The sequence below is a fragment of the Paraburkholderia diazotrophica genome (assembly GCF_900108945.1).
Taxonomy (GTDB): Bacteria; Pseudomonadota; Gammaproteobacteria; order Burkholderiales; family Burkholderiaceae; genus Paraburkholderia; species Paraburkholderia diazotrophica.
The window spans coordinates 1-20,232 of record NZ_FNYE01000007.1 but is presented as its reverse complement, the minus strand read 5'-3'; the positions used below and the strand labels follow the sequence as shown (position 1 = coordinate 20,232).

The following is a 20,232-nucleotide window of genomic DNA, read 5'->3' as shown; positions in this document are numbered from 1 at the left end:
GCAGCAAGCTATAAGCGCCAACATCTTCGCAAGGCGACTCGTCTGCAATAGCGCCAGCACAACTTTGATTCTGATCTTTTATTGGTTCGCATCCCGGAGTGCTTCGTTACATTGAAAGCTCAGAGCACACGCGACAATAAGGACAATCAATGGCACTCGTTCGGGGCTTCGGATTTGTTCCGGCCAACGTTATCTGGCGCGGCGCGAAATCAGCGTAACATAACATGCGCATCCGATATCTTTATCTGTATTTACTATTTAGTCTTTGCATAGTGGCAGTGTTAGCCTCAAACGGAGAAAACATCATCGTCCAATAGATTTCCGCAAGGAGCTAACGTGAGCGTCGAATTCATCGGCATGATCCAGCAGCGCAGGATTTCGGAAACACATCTTCCGCAAGGCCCGGCAATCGACACCGACTATGTGCGCGCGTTCGCGCAGGCGCACGAAGCAGCGGGTTTCAACCGCATTCGTTAGAAAGTCAAAGAGAAATGCACAGAAAGAGGGAAAACCCCTAGATGGACCACAACGCGGCGGTTTAGGGCTCAATATCGGCTGAGTGGCGAAGCCGCACAGAGGCTTCGCGGGATGAGCAAATGGACCGGATCATGCTGACGGGTGGCGAGTTCAAGCCGGAGACAATTGCGGTTTCGGGAGAAAAGGCGTCGGCGTTTTTCGAGGGAATGTTCGTCGACAAACTGTTCCTGGCTGCCGGTGGTGTCTCGAAAGAGTCAGGCATCTCCTACCCTGACTTCATCGACCTCCACGTTAAACGGGCGATGATCGTGAAGACGGCGGCTTTTTGCATGTAACAGATGACCGTTGTTTACGCGAACCGCGGCTATCAGATCCTCAGCAAGGAACTCAAGCGCCCCCGTCGGAAAGCGTGCAGGCCACATCCTGCCAGCGGGGAAGACTATCGCGACGAGGCGATGCGATCGCCGACATCATGCCTGCCTAGTGGAAGCTAGAAGCGCTCGACGCGTACCTCGATCGCGTCCTTGTGCACGATCAGCCGCGTGCGCTCGAGTAAGGCGTCTGCGGGCGCGGTGCCGTCCGGGTTCAACGACCTCACTTTGTTGAACACCACCGAAAAACTCTCCGGCGTAACGGTGGCTGACGCATAGCCCTGCGCGTCGTGGTCAGCGTGGCGCAGATCGGGGTTATTCGTCATCAGGAAGGTGTCGAATTTGGCCGGGGTAGCGACAAGCGACGCGAGCGGTGTGCCGCTCCATGCGGCCTTCATGTATGAGTAGAACGACGTGCTGCTGATGCCGGCGCAAACGAAGTCGACGATCACGGGTGTACCCGATGCGGGGTCCGGGTTGTCCCGCACGACGCCGCACTGAAACGCATGCAGATCCCCGCTGATCGCGACGACGTTATGGATGCCCTGCTCCTTCAGGTATGAGAGCAGTTCGTGCTTGTGCGCCGGATAGCCGTCCCATGCATCGCAATCGATCACGAGGCGTGCCGCCGGTGTCTCTGGCGCACCCGGCATCACGGCCCAGAGACGGTTTAGCATCACCTCGTTGCCCCACACCTTCCAGGTCGCAGCCGAGCCCTGCATCGTAGTCTTCCACCATTGCGTCTGCTCTGGGCCGAGCATCGACGGCGCGCGGCCGAGCTCCGCGGTATCCCGCGCGTCGAAGCGCTGCAGCACGTCCTGCTTCACAAAGTAGCGCGAGCCGGCCGCGTCGTCGCCATGGACCGGGTCGTGCCCGTGCGCGCGTGCGACAGCCGCCTCGCTCACAACATGGTCGTCGCGATACAGCCGCTCGTCCGTCATCACGAGATGCATCAGCATACCGAAGCGAAATTCGCGGTAGATACGAATGTTGGTGTACGACGGATTGTTCGGCTCGAAGCGCACGTCGCCCCAGTCCACCGGCATGTACTCGGCCCACGCGCGGCTGGCGTTGCGGCGGCGCTGTGTCTCCTGCGTTTCCGCATTCGTGTAGACCTGATGATCCTGCCAACAGTCGTCGGAAAATTCGTGATCGTCCCATATCGCGATCATCGGCAGGCGCTGGTGCAGCGTCTGCAAGCGCGGATCGGTACGATAGGTGCGATAGAGCATCCGATAGTCTTCGAGCGTATTGGCATAAACGCTGCCGTCGGCGAGCGGCTTTCCGTCCGGCAGCCGAAACGAAGGATGCGCCGCCTCGACAGCGCCCGGCCTCGCGGCCCCGACCGTTTCATAGATGTAATCGCCCACATGCACGACGAAATCGAGATCGCTTTCGTCTGCCAGCAGGCTCATTGCTTGCCAGTGGTTGACGCTCCAGTCCTGACAGGTGAGCCACGCGAAGCGCACCTGGTTGTTGACTTCGTTTGGATCGGGAGCCGTGCGCGCGACACCCATGACGCTCGTGTCGCCGCCGGCGACGAACCGATAGTGATACGTGGTTTTCGGCGAGAGCCCCGTCACCTTCGTTCGCACGGTGAAGTCATAGGCGGTCAGTGCCCTCAGCGGTACGCTGGCGACGAGAGCCGAGAAATCAGGCCGCGTCGATACCTCGAGTCGTAACGGCACTGCGCGCGTAACGCGTTTTGCGCGTTGCTTTGCGTCCCCATGTACTGGCACACACCGCGTCCAGAACACGATGGAGCGATCGCGCGGATCACCGCTGGCGACACCCTGTGGGAACCGATAGAGACCTTTGCGTGAAGCACCGGACGGCGGTACCGATTGCGGAGCGCCAAGGGTGCCGGTGGCGGCCGCAATCGTAAAAAAGGCCGACGACTTGAGGAAGTGGCGGCGATCCATCGATCCTCCTGACCGACATACCGTCTCCCTGAGAGCATCGCGGCGCGACAGCACGTGATCGCTGCTCTCCGCCAAGCAGCCTTGGCCCCGCCACCGAGCGCGAGTGGCGGAATAGTCGATTTACGAGACTACCTCGAAGATCTGCTCCTGAAAAGCCGTGACGACCCCGTTTCGATGCCGCGCACGTTCCCCGCGCGCAGCGTTAAAGCGCCGCGTAGTAACTCTGGCACCAACCTCGGAGCCAGTCGTCGTCAGCGTCCGTCCGTCGATGGAGCGAAACCGCCGTTTGAACGAGCGTGTGGGGCGAGATCGAACGGCCGCACTATCCTGCGTTCAAGATAGCTGCTCGATCTCACTGCCCCTTAGCCCGAATCTCGCCATGGGAGCGCGATGATCCGGCGAGCCGGGATATGAATGGAGTCGCTGATTCACTGCTTTTAGTAGATATCCGTTCTGTCGGTTCAATGAAAACGCTCCCAGCGGAAGCGTCCGCTGTATGCCGTTAATTTCCGGCTCGTGTGCGACGGCCTCGATCACCGACTGCCCATCCCGCTCGCAACAATCCGATTTCCCAGGGCCGTACTCGCATATCCGTCAATCGCGCCGGAGAGAACGGCCGCGATCGCGTCGGCTTGTTGGCCAACGATGACGTTTTGCTCCTCCGTTACGCCTGAGGCTACCGCCGAATCATGCTGTACCGGTCCGGCAATGATGCCGAGGCGCGCATCAGGACATTCGGCGATTGACGGATAGCTACTGAGCGCTCTGTGGTTTCCAGGTCGAACCAGAAAGCCGTCCTCGATTCCCCACACCGGGACGCTGAACGCAACTGTATTGGCACGCTGCGGCGTCGCAAACAGCGCAACGCGCATGTCCCAGCGACCTGCTTCACGCCGGATAGCAATTCGCTGAACATCGTCAGGCATGCTCGATCCTGGTGACGCCGATCTGCCGCACGATCGTCCCCGCGAGCTCGATATCAGCACCGGTAGCGGTCCACCCGCTTCGGTCCAGCCGAACGGGGATTCTTCGATGTACGCAATCATTACCGTCAACGCTTCGTCTCCAAGCCGAAAACGGCCGTGAAGTGTGGGGCCGAAAGATGACGATTTTACTCACATGCACGAATGTCGCTTCCTGGCCGCCGGTTGGCCGATTCGGTCGGTAGCAATCGGACCCAGGTCGGCGATTCTGAAGGCATGGCCAGTGTAGGCGACCATGTCAGCCGTCGCGAGTGCTCCCGGTCTGAGCGTCGCCCGCAATCGGCAACACATCCGACGACAACAGTTTCCAGATTACAACCGGAAAAATAAATGCCGATCATACCGGCGACGAAGCGCGAATCCACTGAGGTTGAAGCAGGACCGGTTGTTGCTGCACGCCCTTGGGCTGACCAACTGGCGATGGGCACTTGAACCTGCCAACCTCAAAATACGTTGTTCTGCTTGCTGAGGACGATGAGACGATCGCACGCGCATGGACAGAGGCACTGCGCCTGAACGGCTTTGAGGTCGTCTGGGCCACCACAGGAGAGTCCGCACTTGCGCTCGCGAAAACCGCACGTCCAGATCTTCTTGTTACCGACTGGCTCTTGCCGGAGATTGACGGCATGACGTTGCGTCGCCTGTTTCGGCACGACCCGGAGCTCATCCACGTGCCAATCATTCTCGCTCTTGCTTCACCGCTGGCACTACCCGACGACTCTGCATCTGGATTACAAACTGCTTATCTCCGGAAGCCCGTCGACGTCTCGCTTCTGTGCGCGACCGTTTCTACCCTTTTGGATAAGCGAGGCTGGCAAGCCACCGACGGTCGATGAGTCAGCCGACGAGCGATGGCCCGGAACGGATGGTTCGCGGATCCCCGCGCGCGTGACAGTTGTGGTTTCACGCGTTGTTAAAGGAAGCGAACAGGGGCCTGGCCCATTGCGATCGAGCGAGGACCTGCGATGACTTCTTCGTAGAAGACGACGGTTGGTTTGCCTTCGGTTCGTGCGGCCTCCTGGACGTGGACGGTCCAGATGCCCAACGGCATCGCGCCAAAGCTCGAATGCAGCGGCAACGGCGCATCGCTGCTATCGGTAATGATCGAAACGCTGGGGCGGTGTGATGCGCCGACTGGATGATGTGCTGAAGGCGACGGGTGGGCAAACCGACTTCCGGCAGATAGTGCTTTCGCGCACATCGCGTGAATCAGCAACTGGTCACGCTCCCGGAACAGGAAACTGGCTGATCTAAATCGGCTCGCGACGCAATCCCTTGCGCAATGCTTTTGTTGGGTTGGCTTCCGACTGCGGCCAGTAGAGGCGTTATACATCTGTCTACCGTGGCTTTGTTGATCCGTCACATGAATTCCCGGAGCACGAGCGGCTTGCGACCAACGTTAGTACCGTCGCCGACTCGTAATTTGACGCTCGCATTACACGGATGGGAGCACGTCTCAGCAGACCAGCGGCGGGTAGCAGTCACATATGAGCAGTAAAATTTTGCGTCCGAATACAGGAGGGTACAGCCATGAACGCGGTCCAGAACTACCGGGATTGGAAGCTGGACATCGAGCCCGTTGCGGCTGTGGGGATGTACACGGCCAAGGCCACGATCTCGCGAACGAGTACGGATGCGGACGACGGATACTTCAGCTACACGTTCAGGAATCTCGGCATCTCGGACACACCCGAGGGCGCGATCCGGTGGGCTGCTGAGTGGCTGCGTGGGTGGATAGACGACAACGCGTGAGCCGGTACACGGTGGCCTTTACGGTGGTCGCTGCCTTCGGGATGCTCCTGCCGGGATAAACATCGATCGGACCGCGAGCGGGAGATCAGCGAAACGGGCTGAAGGATGTAAGAGGCCCCCGCCATCTGGAGGCGCTTGTCCTACGGCCTCAGCTGTTGTCCAGGTTGCCCGATGGGAGGGCAATGGACGTGATGATAGCGATATTCGGCGAAGGCAGGGACTTTGATGCCCTGCAGGTGAGGATGCGCACCGTGGCAGTGTTCTTCGTTGGACTCCTCTGCATTCGCTTCTCTGTCCGGCGCTGTTTCGGACTTTCGGACCGCGCTCGCCGTTCGATTAAGTTGTCGCGATACTGCCTTGCACGTCGTTCATTTTTCGCCGACCAAAGAGACTCCAGTCTTCTTGAAGACGCAGGCACAGGCGAGTACCCGATGAATCAGCGCAATGCTGACGAGGAACGCGATCACGGTACAGATGGCGGGCGAAGCACCGACAATGGCACGCCTTAATGTTGGCGCCCAGGATGACGTGTTCGAGTCGCCCGGCAGGCACTCCACACATGCAGTCTGGACGAGGATACAACAAGCGATTATCAAATGAACGGACAGGTCAGCCTTATTCGCAAGAGAAACGGTCCTCAGCAAGAGAAAAACGTTAGACGCCCGTCGCCTACGCAGTCGCGGCCCCGATGGACCGCCGGCAAGCCAATGGGACGCTCAACGCGCCGTACAAGCAGACCCGTTTGAAGGGCGGTGTAAAAGCCCAAGGAAACGCTCGAAGTTCCCCATGGCGACAGGACGTTTCTTGCCGAAATGGGCACATCGCTTGCGTGTGATGGAAGCACACAGCCATGTGCAATGGAGGGGACGATGAAACTGCTGGCATGGGCGGCCGTTATTGCGGTGGCCGCAGGATCTTTATCACAGGCGCAAGAACCGGGCAACTCCCCTTCGTCGGGAAGTTCCGCCACGACCGAACAGCCGGGTCGCTCCGGCCAACGGATGAACGAGCCGGCTGCCCAGGGCAGCCAAGGCAACAAAGCCGACACGCTAATGGACAAGCGGGCCAAATCCATGTCCCCACAAGGCGCATCGACGCCGGGCAAGACGGGGGAAGTCCGCCAGTAAAGTTTGTCCATGCCGCCGTTGCGTTCAACGGGTGTTTCGCGTCGATGCGGTTTGTCGCGCGCGAGGACAGCGCGACTTCGTCGCTGAACTGCGACATCGCGCGGCAATCCATACGTCGCCATAATGCGATGACGGGCGGGACACGCCATGTTGTGCGCGACGGCATCATCGTGGAGTCGCGCCATCATCCCATCATCAAACGATAGCTCATCCACAAGGGCGCAACAACCATTCCTCGCTACCGTTTGTGCATGGACTGGAGTACGCGTGCAACGTTGCGCTCGACAGCCATTCGCGGGAGAACGTATCCCCATGAAATCGGTAGCGTCCTTGAGAACACCCGGCGTGTGGGGAACGGGTACGCTGGTCATGCTCGCGGATACGGACGTCGGGAATGTGGTCGCTGCCGCGCAAGCGGGAACGGCATCGGGATACCGGTTGCTACCGCTTCTTTTCGTGCTCGTTCCCCTGCTCTATTTCGTGCCCTTCCCGAGTACTTCACACACGTGCAAAGCCTCCTTTCCGAAGATGGTGTCGTGATGAACCAAGGCATCACGTCGACGGATCGGAACGGCGGCGAGGCGGCGTACGGCGAGGCGTTCATCGATAAATACGTGTTTCCCGATGGCGAGTTGCCCCATCTGAGCCTCGCGCTGGATGCGATGCAGGAAGGCGGTCTCGAAGCCTTCGATGTGGAAAAGCTGCGCCGCCACTATGCACGAACGCTGCGGCCATGGAGCGCGAACTATGAGGCGAACTCGGCGAAGTTGCGCGAACTGGTCGACGAGCAGGCATTCCGCATCTGGCGCATCTATCTTGCTGGCTCGCGCACGCGTTCGAGAACGACGATGTGGCCATCTACCAGATCGTCGCCCGCAAGGCGGGCACACGAGCGAGCCATCTTCCGTGGTCACGCCGCTATATCCACGCGCCGGACTGATGGTGTCCGGCGAACCAGCGATTCCCGCCCCAAGGGCGGCTTACTTGAGAGAGGTCAACGCCATGAGCAGCATTCATCCGGGCGACAAGGTGCTCGATTTCGAACTGGAGACATCCATTGGCCGCATCCGGTTTCACGAATGGGCCGGAACGCATGGGTCGTTCTGTTTTCCCATCCTGCAGACTTCACACCCGTTTGCACGACCGAACTGGGACTGACGGGAAAATTGCAGCCGAGTTCGAGAAACGCAACGTCAAGGCGATCGCGCTTTCGGTCGACGACGTCGCATCGCACAAGGCGTGGACGAAAGATATCGAGGACACGCAGAAGACCGTGGTCGGATTTCCCATCATCGCCGACGAGGATAAAAAGGTCGCCACCCTTTACGACATGATTCACCCCAACCAGTCTGGAACGGCGACGGTGCGCTCGGTCTTCATCATCGATCCACAAAAGAAACTGCGTTTGACGCTCACCTATCCGCTGAATATCGGTCGGAACTTCGACGAGATCCTGCGTGTGATCGATGCGTTGCAAATCAGCGATGCGCACGAAATCGCCACGCCAGGCAACTGGAAGAACGGGGACGAGGTCATCATCGAGCTTACGTTTCAGGACGAGGACGTCATCAAGAAGAAGTTTCCCAAAGGCTATCGCGCCGAGCGTCCCTATCTGCGGTACACGCCGCAGCCCGACAAATAATCAATGACATCTTCGCGTGCCCATGTCCCCTCGGAAGTTGCAGCTTGACCACCTGCAAGTCGATTCTGGTCTCGCGCGACCTGCTCGGTTTTTCGCCCGTGTAGCCCGTCAGAGAGCTGACAGTTAATGTTTCTGACGCTTAGCTTGCGAATACTGCTGAGTATGGTCCGCCTCGCTTTTTTCCGGGGAATGCGGAGCAGGAGCGCACGGCCCTGCGTCGTGGCAGCTCGGTCGAACAGCCGATGTGACGATCCTCCGGAATACAAGCAAAAATCACGAGATTGAACAAATAGCTTTGCATCACTGAATAGCTTGATTGCAATTGCATTTATGTAGCTGCAGCCGTGAGTAAGCGGATCGCAGATATGGAGCAGGCGCTTGGGACCGCCCTACTTTCAAGACGCCACGCGGTGTGAATCCAACAACCGCCCGAGAAATACTACTACGTCATGCACGACACCTTATGCATAGCGTTGAGGTGCTGCAAGCTGATCTCTGTGAAGTTTAGACGGGCGTTCGAGGCATTGTGCGCGTGATGGCAAACGTCTCGTCCATTGTCGAATTCATTCCCGATGAGATCGCATCATTCCTGCAATCGAACGAGAAGATCAGCGTCGTGCTCGAGGAACGCGTCAGTACCGAGATTGTTCGCGGTTGAGCGGCCGTTCAACGCTGGTTGATATACGGATTCGCAATGTGAATCGTATTGGATAAGGCCCGGAGCTGCTGGCGGGAGCGACGATAACCCCGCCTCGGAAGGACGCACGGTCATGACACGTACCTTCGAACAATGCGCGCCTGCAGCGTGCGCTAAACCGCAAAGGATTGCCCAAGCTCGACATATGCTAGCCCCACAATACAATCGACATTAACGGGGACCATCATGTCTACAGTCGCAACCTGAATCGCCATCACGGCACTTGTCAAGTCAAGCCTGTGTTTGCGCCACGCCGACAATCGGCCAGCGGGGCGACCCGCAAACCGGTCATGTCTACCCGCAGGCTGAAATACGAAACATGAACCCACAAAAGATGCGGTACACGTACGGACACCGCGACGGGGTAGAACTCGCGTAATGAAGCCATGCATTACCGGTGCTGGAACTTCATGCGTTTTGCCCATATGCCACAATCAATACACAGGGGGAGCGATGGAATTCTTACTTGGCCTGGGAGTGGGAGCCTTCTTGGGCGCAAACTTTGGCGTCGTAATCGCGTCAGTGCTAAGGACGAGCAAGGACAACAATGAGAGTACTGGTAATGAGGACCTCAGCCTATGTGAAATGCGCAAGGCGGCAAATTCACCAGATGACAGCCGCCCCCCACGTTGGAGTCACTCTGGAGCACCGGCGCAAGATCCAGTGACCACGCCTTGATGCAGGTGACGGCCAGCAGATTGTGGAGGAAGCGACCGCACGCACCACCCATCCGCAAACGCCGCCGCTCGCCGAAGATCGGGCAGCATCGAACTCCACGATCTCTCTTTTCATTTTTTCAGTGTCCCGTTCCCCTGATTCGCGTACATAGTCTTTGTAGTTTGGCGAGGTCGGCCGGCACCGCCTTGTCGATTTCGCGCAGAAATGACAGGAATTCCTGATGCCGGTGACGCGGTTTGCAGGTGGCGAGTACTGCGCCGTTGAGTACGTTCAGGAAGGCGAACAGCGTGGTAATCAATATCTTGCCTTGTGCTTTTGTGCGCGCGCTTCCTGTCTTGCAACGTCAAGTGGTGGGAAGTCAGCCGACCGGCGCGATCGACATGGTTGCGACCGTCCGGAAGAGCGGCACGCACGCGGCGCGCGGGGACTCGGAGGCTTCGTCCCTGCTCTGTACTCGCCGTCTGGTCGCTGGCATCAGGTTCAACAACTAACCCACACTCAGCAGCCTTGACTGTTAGCACGTCCTGTCCATCAAGAGCCTTTCGCGGCATAAACAGAAGTCTTTTCAAGCAAGCGTGGGCCCCTTCCATTTAGTCCACGGGCATCTTGACTGCCCTCCGCTCCACGCCCCACCTGGAAGGGAGCAGGCTGGCCACGACGGCTTGCACCGCATTCAAGACCTACTTTTCATTTCAGTAGCGAATCCGGCTGCAGGCCTGCGGAACAGAACGCGAACACGAAGGTGCCGGGGTGTTTCATGCATCCGGCCCGCAAAGGGCCGAATTGCGGGCTGACTCCAGTGCTTTTCGCCGCTTCGCTTCGCCGTTTCGCGGCCTAAGCTTTGGCTCAATTTGCAGCGGAACAAGATCAACGATGTCCACACGACTTCACCGGGTGTCTCGCGCGGTCGGTTTTGCCCTTGCCGCTGCGATGTTCGTCATATCATGCCCGGCGCTGGCGAGGCATCCCACCGGGCTCTCTCCGCTTTCCGCCGACGATCAGATTTTCATCAAGCTGCGTGACGCCGCCCGCGACAACGATCCCGCGCGTGCCGCGCAACTGGCGAGCCTGATTCCGAATTATCCGGCGCCGGCGTATCTCAGCTATTTCCAGCTCAAGCCGCGTCTGTTCAACGGCGCGGGCCATGCCAATCCCGACGCGCCGGACGCACCGGTGCTGTCGTTTCTGCAACGCTACAACGGCCAGGCGATCGCCGACCGTCTGCGCAACGACTACCTGCGCGTGCTTGGTGCGCGCCACGCCTGGCACGATTTCGATTTGCTATACGCACAGTTCGTCCTGGACGACGATACGCAGGTGAAGTGCTATGCGCTCGAGTCGCGCGCCGCGCGAGGTGAAAAGGTTGCCGACGCCGCGCGGGCGCTGCTCGTCGAGCCGAAGTGGTATGGCGACGGCTGCGTCGATCTGATCACCGCGCTCGCCGGTAACCAGCAGTTCACTTCGGAGGATGTCTGGCAGCAGATTCGCCAGGCCTACGAACAGGGCGCGACGACGACAGGCGGCAGATTGGTCGATGCGCTGGGCGCGGCGCGCCCGGCTCCCCTGCTCGTCGATCAGGCGACGAACCAGCCGCGCCTGCTGCTCGCGAAAGGCGTCCAGTTGGACGCGGCGTCCCATCAACTCGTGCTGCTCGCCATCACGCAGGTGGCGGCCAGCGATCCGATGGCGGCCGCGGCCACCTTCACCGCGATCGCACCGGCGCTTACCCTGGCGGAACGCGCTGTCGGCTGGGGCACGATTGCCTACCAGGCGGCGACCCGGCAACTACCCGGCGCGGTGGACTGGTACCGCCTGTCGGCGAACGCGCCCCTGTCGAGCCAGGCCTATGAGTGGCGCACACGCAGCGCGCTGCTGGCAGGGGACTGGACGATGGTGCGCTGGTCGATCGAGCAAATGCCGGCCGCGCTGCGCGCACAACCCGCGTGGGTCTACTGGTACGCACGCGCGTTGAAGCAGGGCGGCGAGATGGCGGCGGCCGAGCAGGCATTCGGGAAGATCGCGGGAACCTACAGCTTCTATGGCCAACTGGCCTCCGAAGCGCTTGGCCAGCAGATCGTGATGCCGCCACAGATTAAAGTGACCGACGCGGAAGTCGAGAAGGCCGGCCAGACAGCGGGCTTCGAACTGGCAAGACGTTTTTATGCGCTGAATCTGCGCACGGAAGGCAATCGGGAGTGGAACTGGCAGTTGCGCGGCATGAGCGACCGGCAACTGCTCGCCGTCGCCGAGTACGCACGCCGCATCGAGCTTTACGACCGGGCCGTGAGCACCGCCGACAGGACGCAGACCGAGCATGACTTTTCGCTGCGCTACGTGGCGCCGTTCCGCACGGTTGTCGGGCGCGATGCGCAGTCCACCGGGCTCGGTGTCGAATGGGCGTATGGCCTCATTCGCCAGGAGTCGCGCTTCATTATCCGTGCGCGCTCGGAGGTTGGCGCGGGCGGCCTGATGCAGGTGATGCCGGCCACGGCGGAAATGGTCGCGAGGAAGATCGGGCTCGGTCCGATCTCGCGGGCGCGGATGAATGACATCGACACGAACATCCTGCTCGGCACGTATTATCTGTCGATGCTTTACAGGCAGCTTGATCGTTCTGCCGTGCTAGCGACCGCCGGCTACAATGCCGGCCCTGGCCGGCCGCGTCAGTGGCAGGCCAACCTGCCGCGCACAGTTGAAGGCGCGATTTTCGCGGAGACGATTCCGTTCAACGAAACCCGCGACTACGTCAAGAATGTGTTATCGAACACGGTCTACTACGCGGCGCTGTTTGATGGCCGCCCGCAATCGCTGACGGAGCGGCTCGGCCATATCGCGCCCCGATGACATCGTGCGCAACGCTGCCTCGCTGAGCGCACGGATAGAACAAAGGGCCATCCGTGTGGCGCCATCACCGGGACTCATACTTGAAGTTCAGGATCAGGCCACAATCGCCGCCTGGCTTTCCGGCGCGGTGGTGGCGGCTGCATACGCAACACTGAACAACGATCCATCTATCTCTGAACGACCTTTCGGAAAGTGAAGGTGAATTCCGCCGGCCACGACTTGCGACGCCGTAAGCTCGCACACGGGTGATATCCGCATACAGTTGCCGACTATTCGTTGCGACTCGTTCAGACAACCCTTTCAACGCCGCGGCCAGTTCGGCAAGATCCGCGTCCACGCCATTGCTCCGAGCGCCGTGATCGACTCTCAGCCCAACCGTTAGCGGCAGTGCGCGTCGGACTACATCCGCGCGCCGGCTTGACCACATTGAAGCAAAATCAGGTGAAGAAGGAGACGGACGTTTCAGAACCGCAACATTTTCGGCGCGGGACTTCATGCCGCGCTACATCGCGCTAATCCTCCAGGACGCGACGGCGCCGGTCTCTCGACGTGGCGGCTTCCGACGTTCGACGGCAAAAGCATGCTTCAGTTGTGAAACAGAATCGTCAGCTTTTTCCGCCTGCGCGCAATCCGCGATGGGCACGCTGTACGCCGCGCCGCTCCCCGGTTCGCATGGCCCGTTACTTGCCTCAGCGCTTCGCTAGAAACAGTAGCTGAAGACGCAGCTACAAAAACGACCATAAACGACCATAAACGGGGGTTCATCATGTACAGGGCCGGAGACTTCCCGACAGGGATTCCAGCATCGCCGAGATCGTTGGGACGAGCAGACCAATGCGTGCTTGCCGGCGTGCTGTAGATGTATTCCGCCACGACAGGAACCGCTGCCGGGTCAGCGGGGCAACGCACTGCCCGAGGGTGGGATGTTCGGCCTACGTCCGGTGCCGAAGACGATCCTTTGCTGGGTTGCCTGCTCGTCCTCGCCCGGCTCTTCGACCGGCCAACACAAGCCGACACGCTCATCGCCGGGTTGCCGTTAAACGGCCATCATCTGACGCCCGACCTCTTTGCTCGCGCCGCGGCTCGTGTGGGAATCTCCGCGCGACTCGCGAGGCGCTCTCTGGAGAGCATCTCCGAACTCGTTCTGCCCGCCGTTCTGCTGCTCAATGACCGGCAGGCATGCGTGCTGGTGCGCAGGGACGCGGACGGCAGCCTGCGCGTCATACTGCCCGAGACGGGCACGGGCGAACAGGAGATCAGCACAGACGATCTGCGGCAACGCTATGCGGGCCACGTGCTGTTTGCGCGACCCGCTCATCGTTTTGACGAGCGCAGCGACGAGAGCGCCGTGCCTCGCGTTCGACACTGGTTCTGGGGCGTGGTCGCAACGGCCTGGCCGATCTACGGCGAAGTGATGCTCGCCTCGCTGCTCGTCAACGTGTTCGCGCTGGCGATGCCGCTCTTCACCATGAACGTCTATGACCGGGTGGTGCCGAACCACACGTTCGAAACACTGTGGGCATTGGCGGCGGGCATCATCCTCGTGATCGTGTTCGATCTGCTGATGCGAACGTTGCGCGGTTACTTCATCGACATTGCCGGCAAGAAGATCGACGTGATCCTCTCCGCCAACATGTTCGAGAAGGTGCTGGGCATTCAGATGCCCGCGCGTCCGCCATCGGTCGGCGGGTTTGCTTCGGGCATCCAGGAATTCGAGGCGGTCAGGGAGTTCCTCACCTCCGCGACGGCTGTCGCCGTGATCGATCTTCCGTTTTCGGTCGTTTTCGTGCTGGCGATGTTCTGGGTGGGTGGCGCACTCGCCTGGCTGCCGCTCGCCGCGCTGCCGCTCGTGGTGGGCGTCGGTATCGCCGTGCAGCGCCCGCTTGCGAAAGCCGTCGAATGCACACAGCGCCACGCAGCCCAGCGCCAGTCGCTCCTCATTGAAGCGCTGGTGGGCCTCGAGGCGATCAAGATCACGGGCGCCGAAGGCCCGATGCAAGCAAGGTGGGAGCAGTCGATCGGCGAACTCGCAAGGCTCGGCCTGCGCTCGCGTTTCCTCTCTGGATGCGCGGTCAACTTTGCCAGCTTTGCGCAGCAGATCGCCTATCTCGCCGTCGTTCTTTGCGGCGTCTACATGATTGCCGACGGCCAGCTCACGACGGGCGGCCTGATCGCCTGCACGATCTTCACGGGCCGCGCACTGTCTCCGATGGGCCAGGTCGCGACGCTCCTTACGCGCTACCACCAGTCGCGCAGCGCGCTCGCATCGATCGGCCAGTTGATGAACCTGCCAGGCGAGCGTCCCGCCGACCGACGCTTCGTGCATCGTCCGACGCTGCATGGCGATATCGAATTCAGGAACGTCAGCTTCGCCTACCCTCGCCAAAGCGGCACGGCGCTCGATGGCGTTTCGTTTCGCATTGCCGCCGGAGAGCGCGTGGCCATCATCGGACGCGTCGGTTCAGGCAAGACGACGATCGAAAAGCTCATCCTGGGCCTCTATCCGCCGACTTCGGGCAACGTGCTGATCGACGGCGTCGAACAGCGCCAATGGGACCCTGCCGTCCTTCGGCGCGGGATCGGGCACGTGCCGCAGGACGTCATGCTCTTCAGCGGCAGCGTCAAGGACAACATCGTGCTCGGCGTGCCCGGCGCGGACGATGCCGCCATGCTGCGCGCCGCACAGATTGCCGGTGTGACGGATTTTGTCAACCGCTTGCCGAACGGCTTCGATCTACCTGTCGGCGAACGCGGCGAAGCATTATCGGGAGGCCAGCGGCAAGCGATCGCCATTGCGCGCGCGGAACTGTTGGCGCCGCCCGTGCTGGTGCTTGATGAGCCCAGCAGCGCAATGGATAACCGCTCCGAAGAAATGTTCAAGGCCAGACTCGCTGCCGAACTGGAAAACCGCACGCTGATCGTCATCACGCATCGCGCCTCGCTGCTCTCGCTGGTCAACCGTGTGATCGTGATGGATCAGGGCCGGGTCATCGCCGATGGCCCCAAGGACCAGGTCCTCGCCGCTCTTGCAGGGAGGAAGCTCCATGTCGCTGCTGGCTGAGTCCAACGCGGATTCGTTACGGCGAGGCCGCGTCGCGCTCGCCACGCTGGCCCGCCGGATCATCGCGGCGCTGCGGCCGCGCGCGGACGACACCGCGTTCATGCGGGAGACCAGCGCAGCCGCGATGGAAGGGCCGCGGTACTTCACGCACTGGATACTCTGGTCGACGCTGGTTTTCTTCATTGCCGCGCTGACGTGGGCGGCTTTCGCGCAGATAGACGAAGTCACCGTCGGAGAGGGAAAGGTCATTCCGACCAGCCGCGTGCAGGTGGTGCAGAACCTCGAGGGCGGCATCGTCTCGGAGATCATGGTGCGCGTCGGACAGACGGTGCAGAAAGACCAGCCGCTGATGCGCATCGACGATACGCGTTTCACGTCGTCGTACAAGGAAGGACAGGCAAAGGACTCCGCACTGATTGCGAGGATCGCGCGCCTCACGGCCGAGGCAAACGACACGCCGTTCGTTGCGCCCGCCCAGCTGGAAGCGGTGAACCCCGCGCTGCTGAATGAAGAACGATCGCTGTTCGAGTCGCGGCAGCGCGAGTTGCACACGAACCTCGCGGTGCTCAGGCAGCAGGCCGAGCAGCACCGGCAGGAGCTGTCCGAGAAACGCTCGAGAGAGGCCCAGCTGCAGCACAGCTACAGCCTTGTCGCGAAGGAACTCGAGTTGACGAGCCCGCTCGTGCAGAAGGGCGCCGTGTCCGACGTCGAAGTGCTCCGGCTCGAGCGCGAAGCCAACGACATGAAAGGCGACCTCAACGCAACGCGGCTCGCGATGCCGCGCCTCGAAGCCGCCTATAGCGAAGCTCGTCACAAGATGGACGAGCTGACTGCACACTTTCGCGCCGAAGCAATGAAGGATCTGAACGACGCACGCGCCGAACAGGCCGCCTTGAGCGCAGCCAATGTCGCGCTGGAAGACCGCGTTACGCGCACGCTGGTGCGGGCGCCCGTGAAGGGAATGATCAAGGAGATCAAGGTCAATACCGTCGGCGGCGTGATTCAGCCGGGCATGGAGCTTCTGGAAATCGTGCCTCTCGACGAGACGCTGCTGATCGAGGCACGCGTGCGCCCGTCGGACATCGCGTTCCTGCATCCGGGGCAGGATGCCATGGTCAAGCTCTCAGCGTATGACTTCTCCATCTACGGCGGCTTTCCTGCGACCGTCGAGGACATCAGCGCCGACACGCTGGTGCCCGAACATCCTGCCGAGAAACCTGACAGCTACTACCGGGTTCTGGTACGCACGAAGACGAACAAGCCGGACGGGCAAAGCCAGCCGGTGAGGATCGTGCCGGGCATGATCGCCACCGTCGACATCAAGACGGGTCGCAGATCCGTACTGCATTACCTGTTGAAGCCCGTGATCAAGACGAAGGAAGCGGCGTTGCGCGAGCGTTGAGGCGCGCAGGCGGAAATCGACAACAGATGGCCGATCGCGGACGTACGGTCTGACGACCAGGGGAAGAAGAAATATCGGCAATCGCAAGTGCAACGCCTACGTGACTGCCAGCTTGCGTCGAACGTCGGCTTCGTCATCGGCCGAACGTACGCCCGTCCAGTTTGCAAATCAGTAGTGTCCGCCGCGACAACAGGCACGGCGGGCTGCGTTTCAGTGACACATATCGACAATAACGGGGAGCAACATGGCGACGATCTCGAACGGAACCGCAGTTTCCATCAGCAACACACCGCAGGCAAACAACGATCTTTTTACATCGGCGCAGACGGGACTGACCGACAGTTCGCTAGGCGTTGTCTATCTGAACGTGATGGCCAATGACCAGGGCGGCGCGGCAAAGACGCTCTACTCGCTCGACTGCGGAACGGAAGGCACGGTATCGCTCGAGCAGAAGGCCCTGCTGACCCAGGATACCGCGCGAGCTGAAGCGGTGAGCACGGACTACAGCGCGCATGGTGCGCACATCTGGATCACGGCGGACGGAAAGGTCGGATACGATGCGAGCCATCTGGATGCGTCCTGGCTCTCGCAGAGTTTCAGTACGGTCGGCTGCGCGCAGGACAGCTTCACGTATGCAATCCGGCTCGGCAATGGGACGCTCAGCTGGGCGACTGCGTACGTCGATATCGCGCCGCCGCCGCCCGCCGTAACACTCGCTCACGACACGGGGATTTCGAGCACGGACAACATCTCGTGCGACGGCACGCTGGCTGTCGGTGGAATTGCGCATGGCGCGAACGTCGAGTACAGCGTCGATAATGGCGCGCACTGGAGCAGCAGCTTCAGCGCAGTCGAGGGGCTGAATACTGTGCAGGTCCGGCAGACAGACGTAGCGGGCAACACTTCGGCTGCGTGCTCATTGAGCTTCACGCTCGACGCGTCGGCTGCAACTGCGCCGGGTGTCGCGCTCACGACCGACTCGGGCAGCAGCGCGACCGATCACATCACCAATGTCGGGACGCTCAACGTCACCGCGATCGAGAGCGGCGCCACGGTCCAGTATTCCGTTGATGGCGGGCATACGTGGAGCGGGAGCTTCAGCGCGAGCGAAGGTGTCAACGATGTCCAGGTCCGGCAGACCGATGTCGCGGGCAATGTCTCCAGTTCGACCAGCTTCAGCTTCACGCTCGACACGTCGGCGGCCGCGCCGGGTGTTGCGCTGGCGACCGATTCGGGCAGCGGCGCGGCCGACCACATCACCAATACCGGCACGCTGAACGTCACCGGCGTCGAGAGCGGTGCCATCGTGGAATACAGCACCGACAACGGTGCCCACTGGAGCGGTAGTTTCAGCGCCACCGAAGGCATCAACGACGTCCAGGTCCGGCAGACCGATATCGCCGGCAACGTCTCCGGCGCCACCAGCTTCAGCTTCACGCTCGACACGTCGGCCGCTGCACCGGGCATTGCACTCACGACCGACTCGGGCGGCAGCGCCAGCGACCACATCACCAATACCGGCACGCTGAACGTCACCGGCGTCGAGAGCGGTGCCATCGTGGAATACAGCACCGACAACGGTGTCCACTGGAGCGGCAGTTTCAGCGCCACCGAAGGCGTCAACGATGTGCAGGTCCGCCAGACCGATGTCGCGGGCAATGTCTCCAGCGCCACCAGTTTCAGCTTCACGCTCGACACGTCGGCGTCCGCGCCGGGCGTGGCGCTTGCGACCGACTCGGGCGGCAGCGCCAGCGACCACATCACCAATACCGGCACGCTGAACGTCACCGGGATCGAGAACGGCGCCACGGTCCAGTATTCGGTTGATGGCGGCCACACGTGGAGCGGCAGCTTCAGCGCGAGCGAAGGTCTCAACAATGTCCAGGTTCGCCAGACCGACCTCGCCGGCAATGTCTCCAGTGCGACCAGCTTCAGCTTCACGCTCGACACGTCGGCCGCTGCACCGGGCATTGCACTCACGACCGACTCGGGCGGCAGCGCCAGCGACCACATCACCAATACCGGCACGCTGAACGTCACCGGCGTCGAGAGCGGTGCCATCGTGGAATACAGCACCGACAACGGTGTCCACTGGAGCGGTAGCTTCAGCGCCACCGAAGGCATCAACGACGTCCAGGTCCGGCAGACCGATATCGCCGGCAATGTCTTCAGTGCGACCAGCTTCAGCTTCACGCTCGACACGTCGGCCGCTGCACCGGGCATTGCACTCACGACCGACTCGGGCAGCAGCGCCAGTGATCACATCACCAACACGGGAACCCTGAATGTCACCGGGCTCGAGAGCGGCGCCACGGTTGAATATTCCACCGATGGCGGCCACACGTGGAGCGCAAGTTTCAGCGCGAGCGAAGGTGTCAACGATGTCCAGGTCCGGCAGACCGATATCGCCGGCAATGTCTCGAACGCCACCAGCTTCAGCTTCACGCTCGACACATCAGCCGCGGCACCGGGCATTGCACTCACGACCGACTCGGGCAGCAGCGCCAGTGATCACATCACCAACACGGGCACGCTGAACGTCACCGGGCTCGAGAGCGGCGCCACCGTCCAGTATTCGGTTGATGGCGGCCACACGTGGAGCGGCAGCTTCAGCGCGAGCGAAGGGCTCAACGATGTGCAGGTGCGCCAGACCGACGTTGCCGGCAATGTCTCGAACGCCACCAGCTTCAGCTTCACGCTCGACACGTCGGCCGCGGCACCTGGCGTCGCGCTTGCGACCGACTCGGGCGGCAGCGCCAGCGACCACATCACCAATACCGGCACGCTGAACGTCACCGGCATCGAGAGCGGTGCCATCGTGGAATACAGCACCGACAACGGTGCCCACTGGAGCGGCAGCTTTAGCGCCACCGAAGGCGTCAACGATGTGCAGGTCCGCCAGACCGATGTCGCGGGCAATGTCTCGAGTGCGACCAGCTTCAGCTTCACGCTCGACACCTCGGCCGCTGCACCGGGCGTCGCGCTTGCGACCGACTCGGGCAGCAGCGCCAGCGACCACATCACCAGTGCCGGCACGCTAAACGTCACTGGCATCGAGAACGGCGCCACGGCCCAGTATTCGGTTGATGCCGGCCACACGTGGAGCGCAAGTTTCAGCGCGAGCGAGGGTGTCAACGATGTCCAGGTCCGGCAGACCGATATCGCCGGCAATGTCTCGAGTGCGACCAGCTTCAGCTTCACGCTCGATACGTCGGCGGCCGCGCCGGGCGTTGCGCTCACCACCGACTCGGGCAGCAGCGCCAGTGATCACATCAC

The 20,232-nt window shown here is 61.2% G+C and carries 12 protein-coding genes and 5 pseudogenes; 13 read left to right on the top strand and 4 right to left on the bottom strand.

Features of this window, described 5'->3' with window-relative positions; translation table 11 throughout:
* Positions 1-336: 336 nt before the first annotated feature.
* Positions 337-471: pseudogene (locus tag BMW76_RS40270) on the top strand (LLM class flavin-dependent oxidoreductase); the annotation flags it as partial.
* A gap of 125 nt (positions 472-596) precedes the next feature.
* On the top strand, positions 597-812 hold the full coding sequence (locus tag BMW76_RS11420; protein ID WP_245763182.1) for a DeoR/GlpR family DNA-binding transcription regulator: 216 nt from the start codon (positions 597-599) through the stop codon (positions 810-812).
* Positions 813-967: 155 nt separating this feature from the next.
* Here the strand turns inward: BMW76_RS11420 and BMW76_RS11415 are convergent, their stop codons facing one another.
* Positions 968-2,770: an alkaline phosphatase D family protein gene (locus BMW76_RS11415; protein WP_090865251.1), complete on the bottom strand. Its 1,803-nt coding sequence runs from the start codon at positions 2,768-2,770 to the stop codon at positions 968-970.
* Positions 2,771-3,103: 333 nt separating this feature from the next.
* Positions 3,104-3,825, bottom strand: a pseudogene (locus tag BMW76_RS11410) (transporter substrate-binding domain-containing protein).
* Positions 3,826-4,181: 356 nt separating this feature from the next.
* Here BMW76_RS11410 and BMW76_RS11405 point away from each other — a divergent pair.
* The gene (locus BMW76_RS11405; RefSeq protein ID WP_090865250.1) at positions 4,182-4,589 is read left to right on the top strand and encodes a response regulator; all 408 of its coding nucleotides are present in this window, start codon (positions 4,182-4,184) and stop codon (positions 4,587-4,589) included.
* 77 nt (positions 4,590-4,666) lie between these two features.
* Here the strand turns inward: BMW76_RS11405 and BMW76_RS41085 are convergent, their stop codons facing one another.
* On the bottom strand, positions 4,667-4,969 hold the full coding sequence (locus BMW76_RS41085) for a hypothetical protein (RefSeq protein WP_177200358.1): 303 nt from the start codon (positions 4,967-4,969) through the stop codon (positions 4,667-4,669).
* A 314-nt stretch (positions 4,970-5,283) separates the two neighbouring features.
* Between BMW76_RS41085 and BMW76_RS11395 the strand changes: the two genes are divergently transcribed.
* The 6 genes and pseudogenes from BMW76_RS11395 (at position 5,284) to BMW76_RS42435 (ending at position 8,932) form a co-directional block, all read left to right on the top strand.
* Complete coding sequence (locus BMW76_RS11395) at positions 5,284-5,505, top strand: hypothetical protein (RefSeq protein WP_090865249.1); 222 nt, start codon at positions 5,284-5,286, stop codon at positions 5,503-5,505.
* A 182-nt stretch (positions 5,506-5,687) separates the two neighbouring features.
* Complete coding sequence (locus BMW76_RS40265; protein WP_143062243.1) at positions 5,688-6,014, top strand: hypothetical protein; 327 nt, start codon at positions 5,688-5,690, stop codon at positions 6,012-6,014.
* Positions 6,015-6,374: 360 nt separating this feature from the next.
* Complete coding sequence (locus BMW76_RS11390; RefSeq protein WP_090865445.1) at positions 6,375-6,632, top strand: hypothetical protein; 258 nt, start codon at positions 6,375-6,377, stop codon at positions 6,630-6,632.
* A 485-nt stretch (positions 6,633-7,117) separates the two neighbouring features.
* A pseudogene (locus BMW76_RS11385) lies at positions 7,118-7,572 on the top strand (class I SAM-dependent methyltransferase); the annotation flags it as partial.
* A gap of 62 nt (positions 7,573-7,634) precedes the next feature.
* Positions 7,635-8,274, top strand: a pseudogene (locus tag BMW76_RS11380) (peroxiredoxin).
* 535 nt (positions 8,275-8,809) lie between these two features.
* On the top strand, positions 8,810-8,932 hold the full coding sequence (locus BMW76_RS42435) for a type 2 periplasmic-binding domain-containing protein (protein WP_281248509.1): 123 nt from the start codon (positions 8,810-8,812) through the stop codon (positions 8,930-8,932).
* Between the two features lie 883 nt (positions 8,933-9,815).
* Here the strand turns inward: BMW76_RS42435 and BMW76_RS11375 are convergent.
* Positions 9,816-9,941, bottom strand: a pseudogene (locus BMW76_RS11375) (IS630 family transposase); the annotation flags it as partial.
* Between the two features lie 581 nt (positions 9,942-10,522).
* On the opposite strand from BMW76_RS11375, the gene BMW76_RS11370 reads away from it, so the two are divergent.
* From BMW76_RS11370 to BMW76_RS11355, 4 genes are all read left to right on the top strand, one after another.
* Positions 10,523-12,493, top strand: a complete 1,971-nt coding sequence (locus tag BMW76_RS11370; protein WP_090865247.1) for a lytic transglycosylase domain-containing protein — start codon at positions 10,523-10,525, stop codon at positions 12,491-12,493.
* Positions 12,494-13,352: 859 nt separating this feature from the next.
* Entirely contained in the window at positions 13,353-15,554 is a 2,202-nt protein-coding gene (locus tag BMW76_RS11365; RefSeq protein ID WP_090865246.1) for a type I secretion system permease/ATPase, read from the top strand.
* Positions 15,538-16,956 (top strand): HlyD family type I secretion periplasmic adaptor subunit, encoded by a 1,419-nt coding sequence (locus BMW76_RS11360; protein ID WP_090865245.1) that lies wholly within the window; start codon positions 15,538-15,540, stop codon positions 16,954-16,956. The genes BMW76_RS11365 and BMW76_RS11360 overlap by 17 nt, the downstream gene beginning before the upstream one ends.
* 244 nt (positions 16,957-17,200) lie before the next feature.
* The coding region (locus BMW76_RS11355; protein ID WP_245763181.1) for a beta strand repeat-containing protein at positions 17,201-20,232 on the top strand (3,032 nt) is incomplete at its 3' end.

Bases quoted from the DNA above. Each gene is read 5' to 3' on its own strand.
- BMW76_RS11360 (WP_090865245.1), top strand. From the start codon at position 15,538: ATGTCGCTGCTGGCTGAGTCCAACGCGGATTCGTTACGGCGAGGCCGC.
- BMW76_RS11395 (WP_090865249.1), top strand. From the start codon at position 5,284: ATGAACGCGGTCCAGAACTACCGGGATTGGAAGCTGGACATCGAGCCC.
- BMW76_RS42435 (WP_281248509.1), top strand. From the start codon at position 8,810: ATGGCAAACGTCTCGTCCATTGTCGAATTCATTCCCGATGAGATCGCA.
- BMW76_RS11365 (WP_090865246.1), top strand. From the start codon at position 13,353: ATGTATTCCGCCACGACAGGAACCGCTGCCGGGTCAGCGGGGCAACGC.
- BMW76_RS11370 (WP_090865247.1), top strand. From the start codon at position 10,523: ATGTCCACACGACTTCACCGGGTGTCTCGCGCGGTCGGTTTTGCCCTT.
- BMW76_RS11420 (WP_245763182.1), top strand. From the start codon at position 597: ATGGACCGGATCATGCTGACGGGTGGCGAGTTCAAGCCGGAGACAATT.
- BMW76_RS40265 (WP_143062243.1), top strand. From the start codon at position 5,688: ATGGACGTGATGATAGCGATATTCGGCGAAGGCAGGGACTTTGATGCC.
- BMW76_RS11390 (WP_090865445.1), top strand. From the start codon at position 6,375: ATGAAACTGCTGGCATGGGCGGCCGTTATTGCGGTGGCCGCAGGATCT.
- BMW76_RS11415 (WP_090865251.1), bottom strand. From the start codon at position 2,770: ATGGATCGCCGCCACTTCCTCAAGTCGTCGGCCTTTTTTACGATTGCG.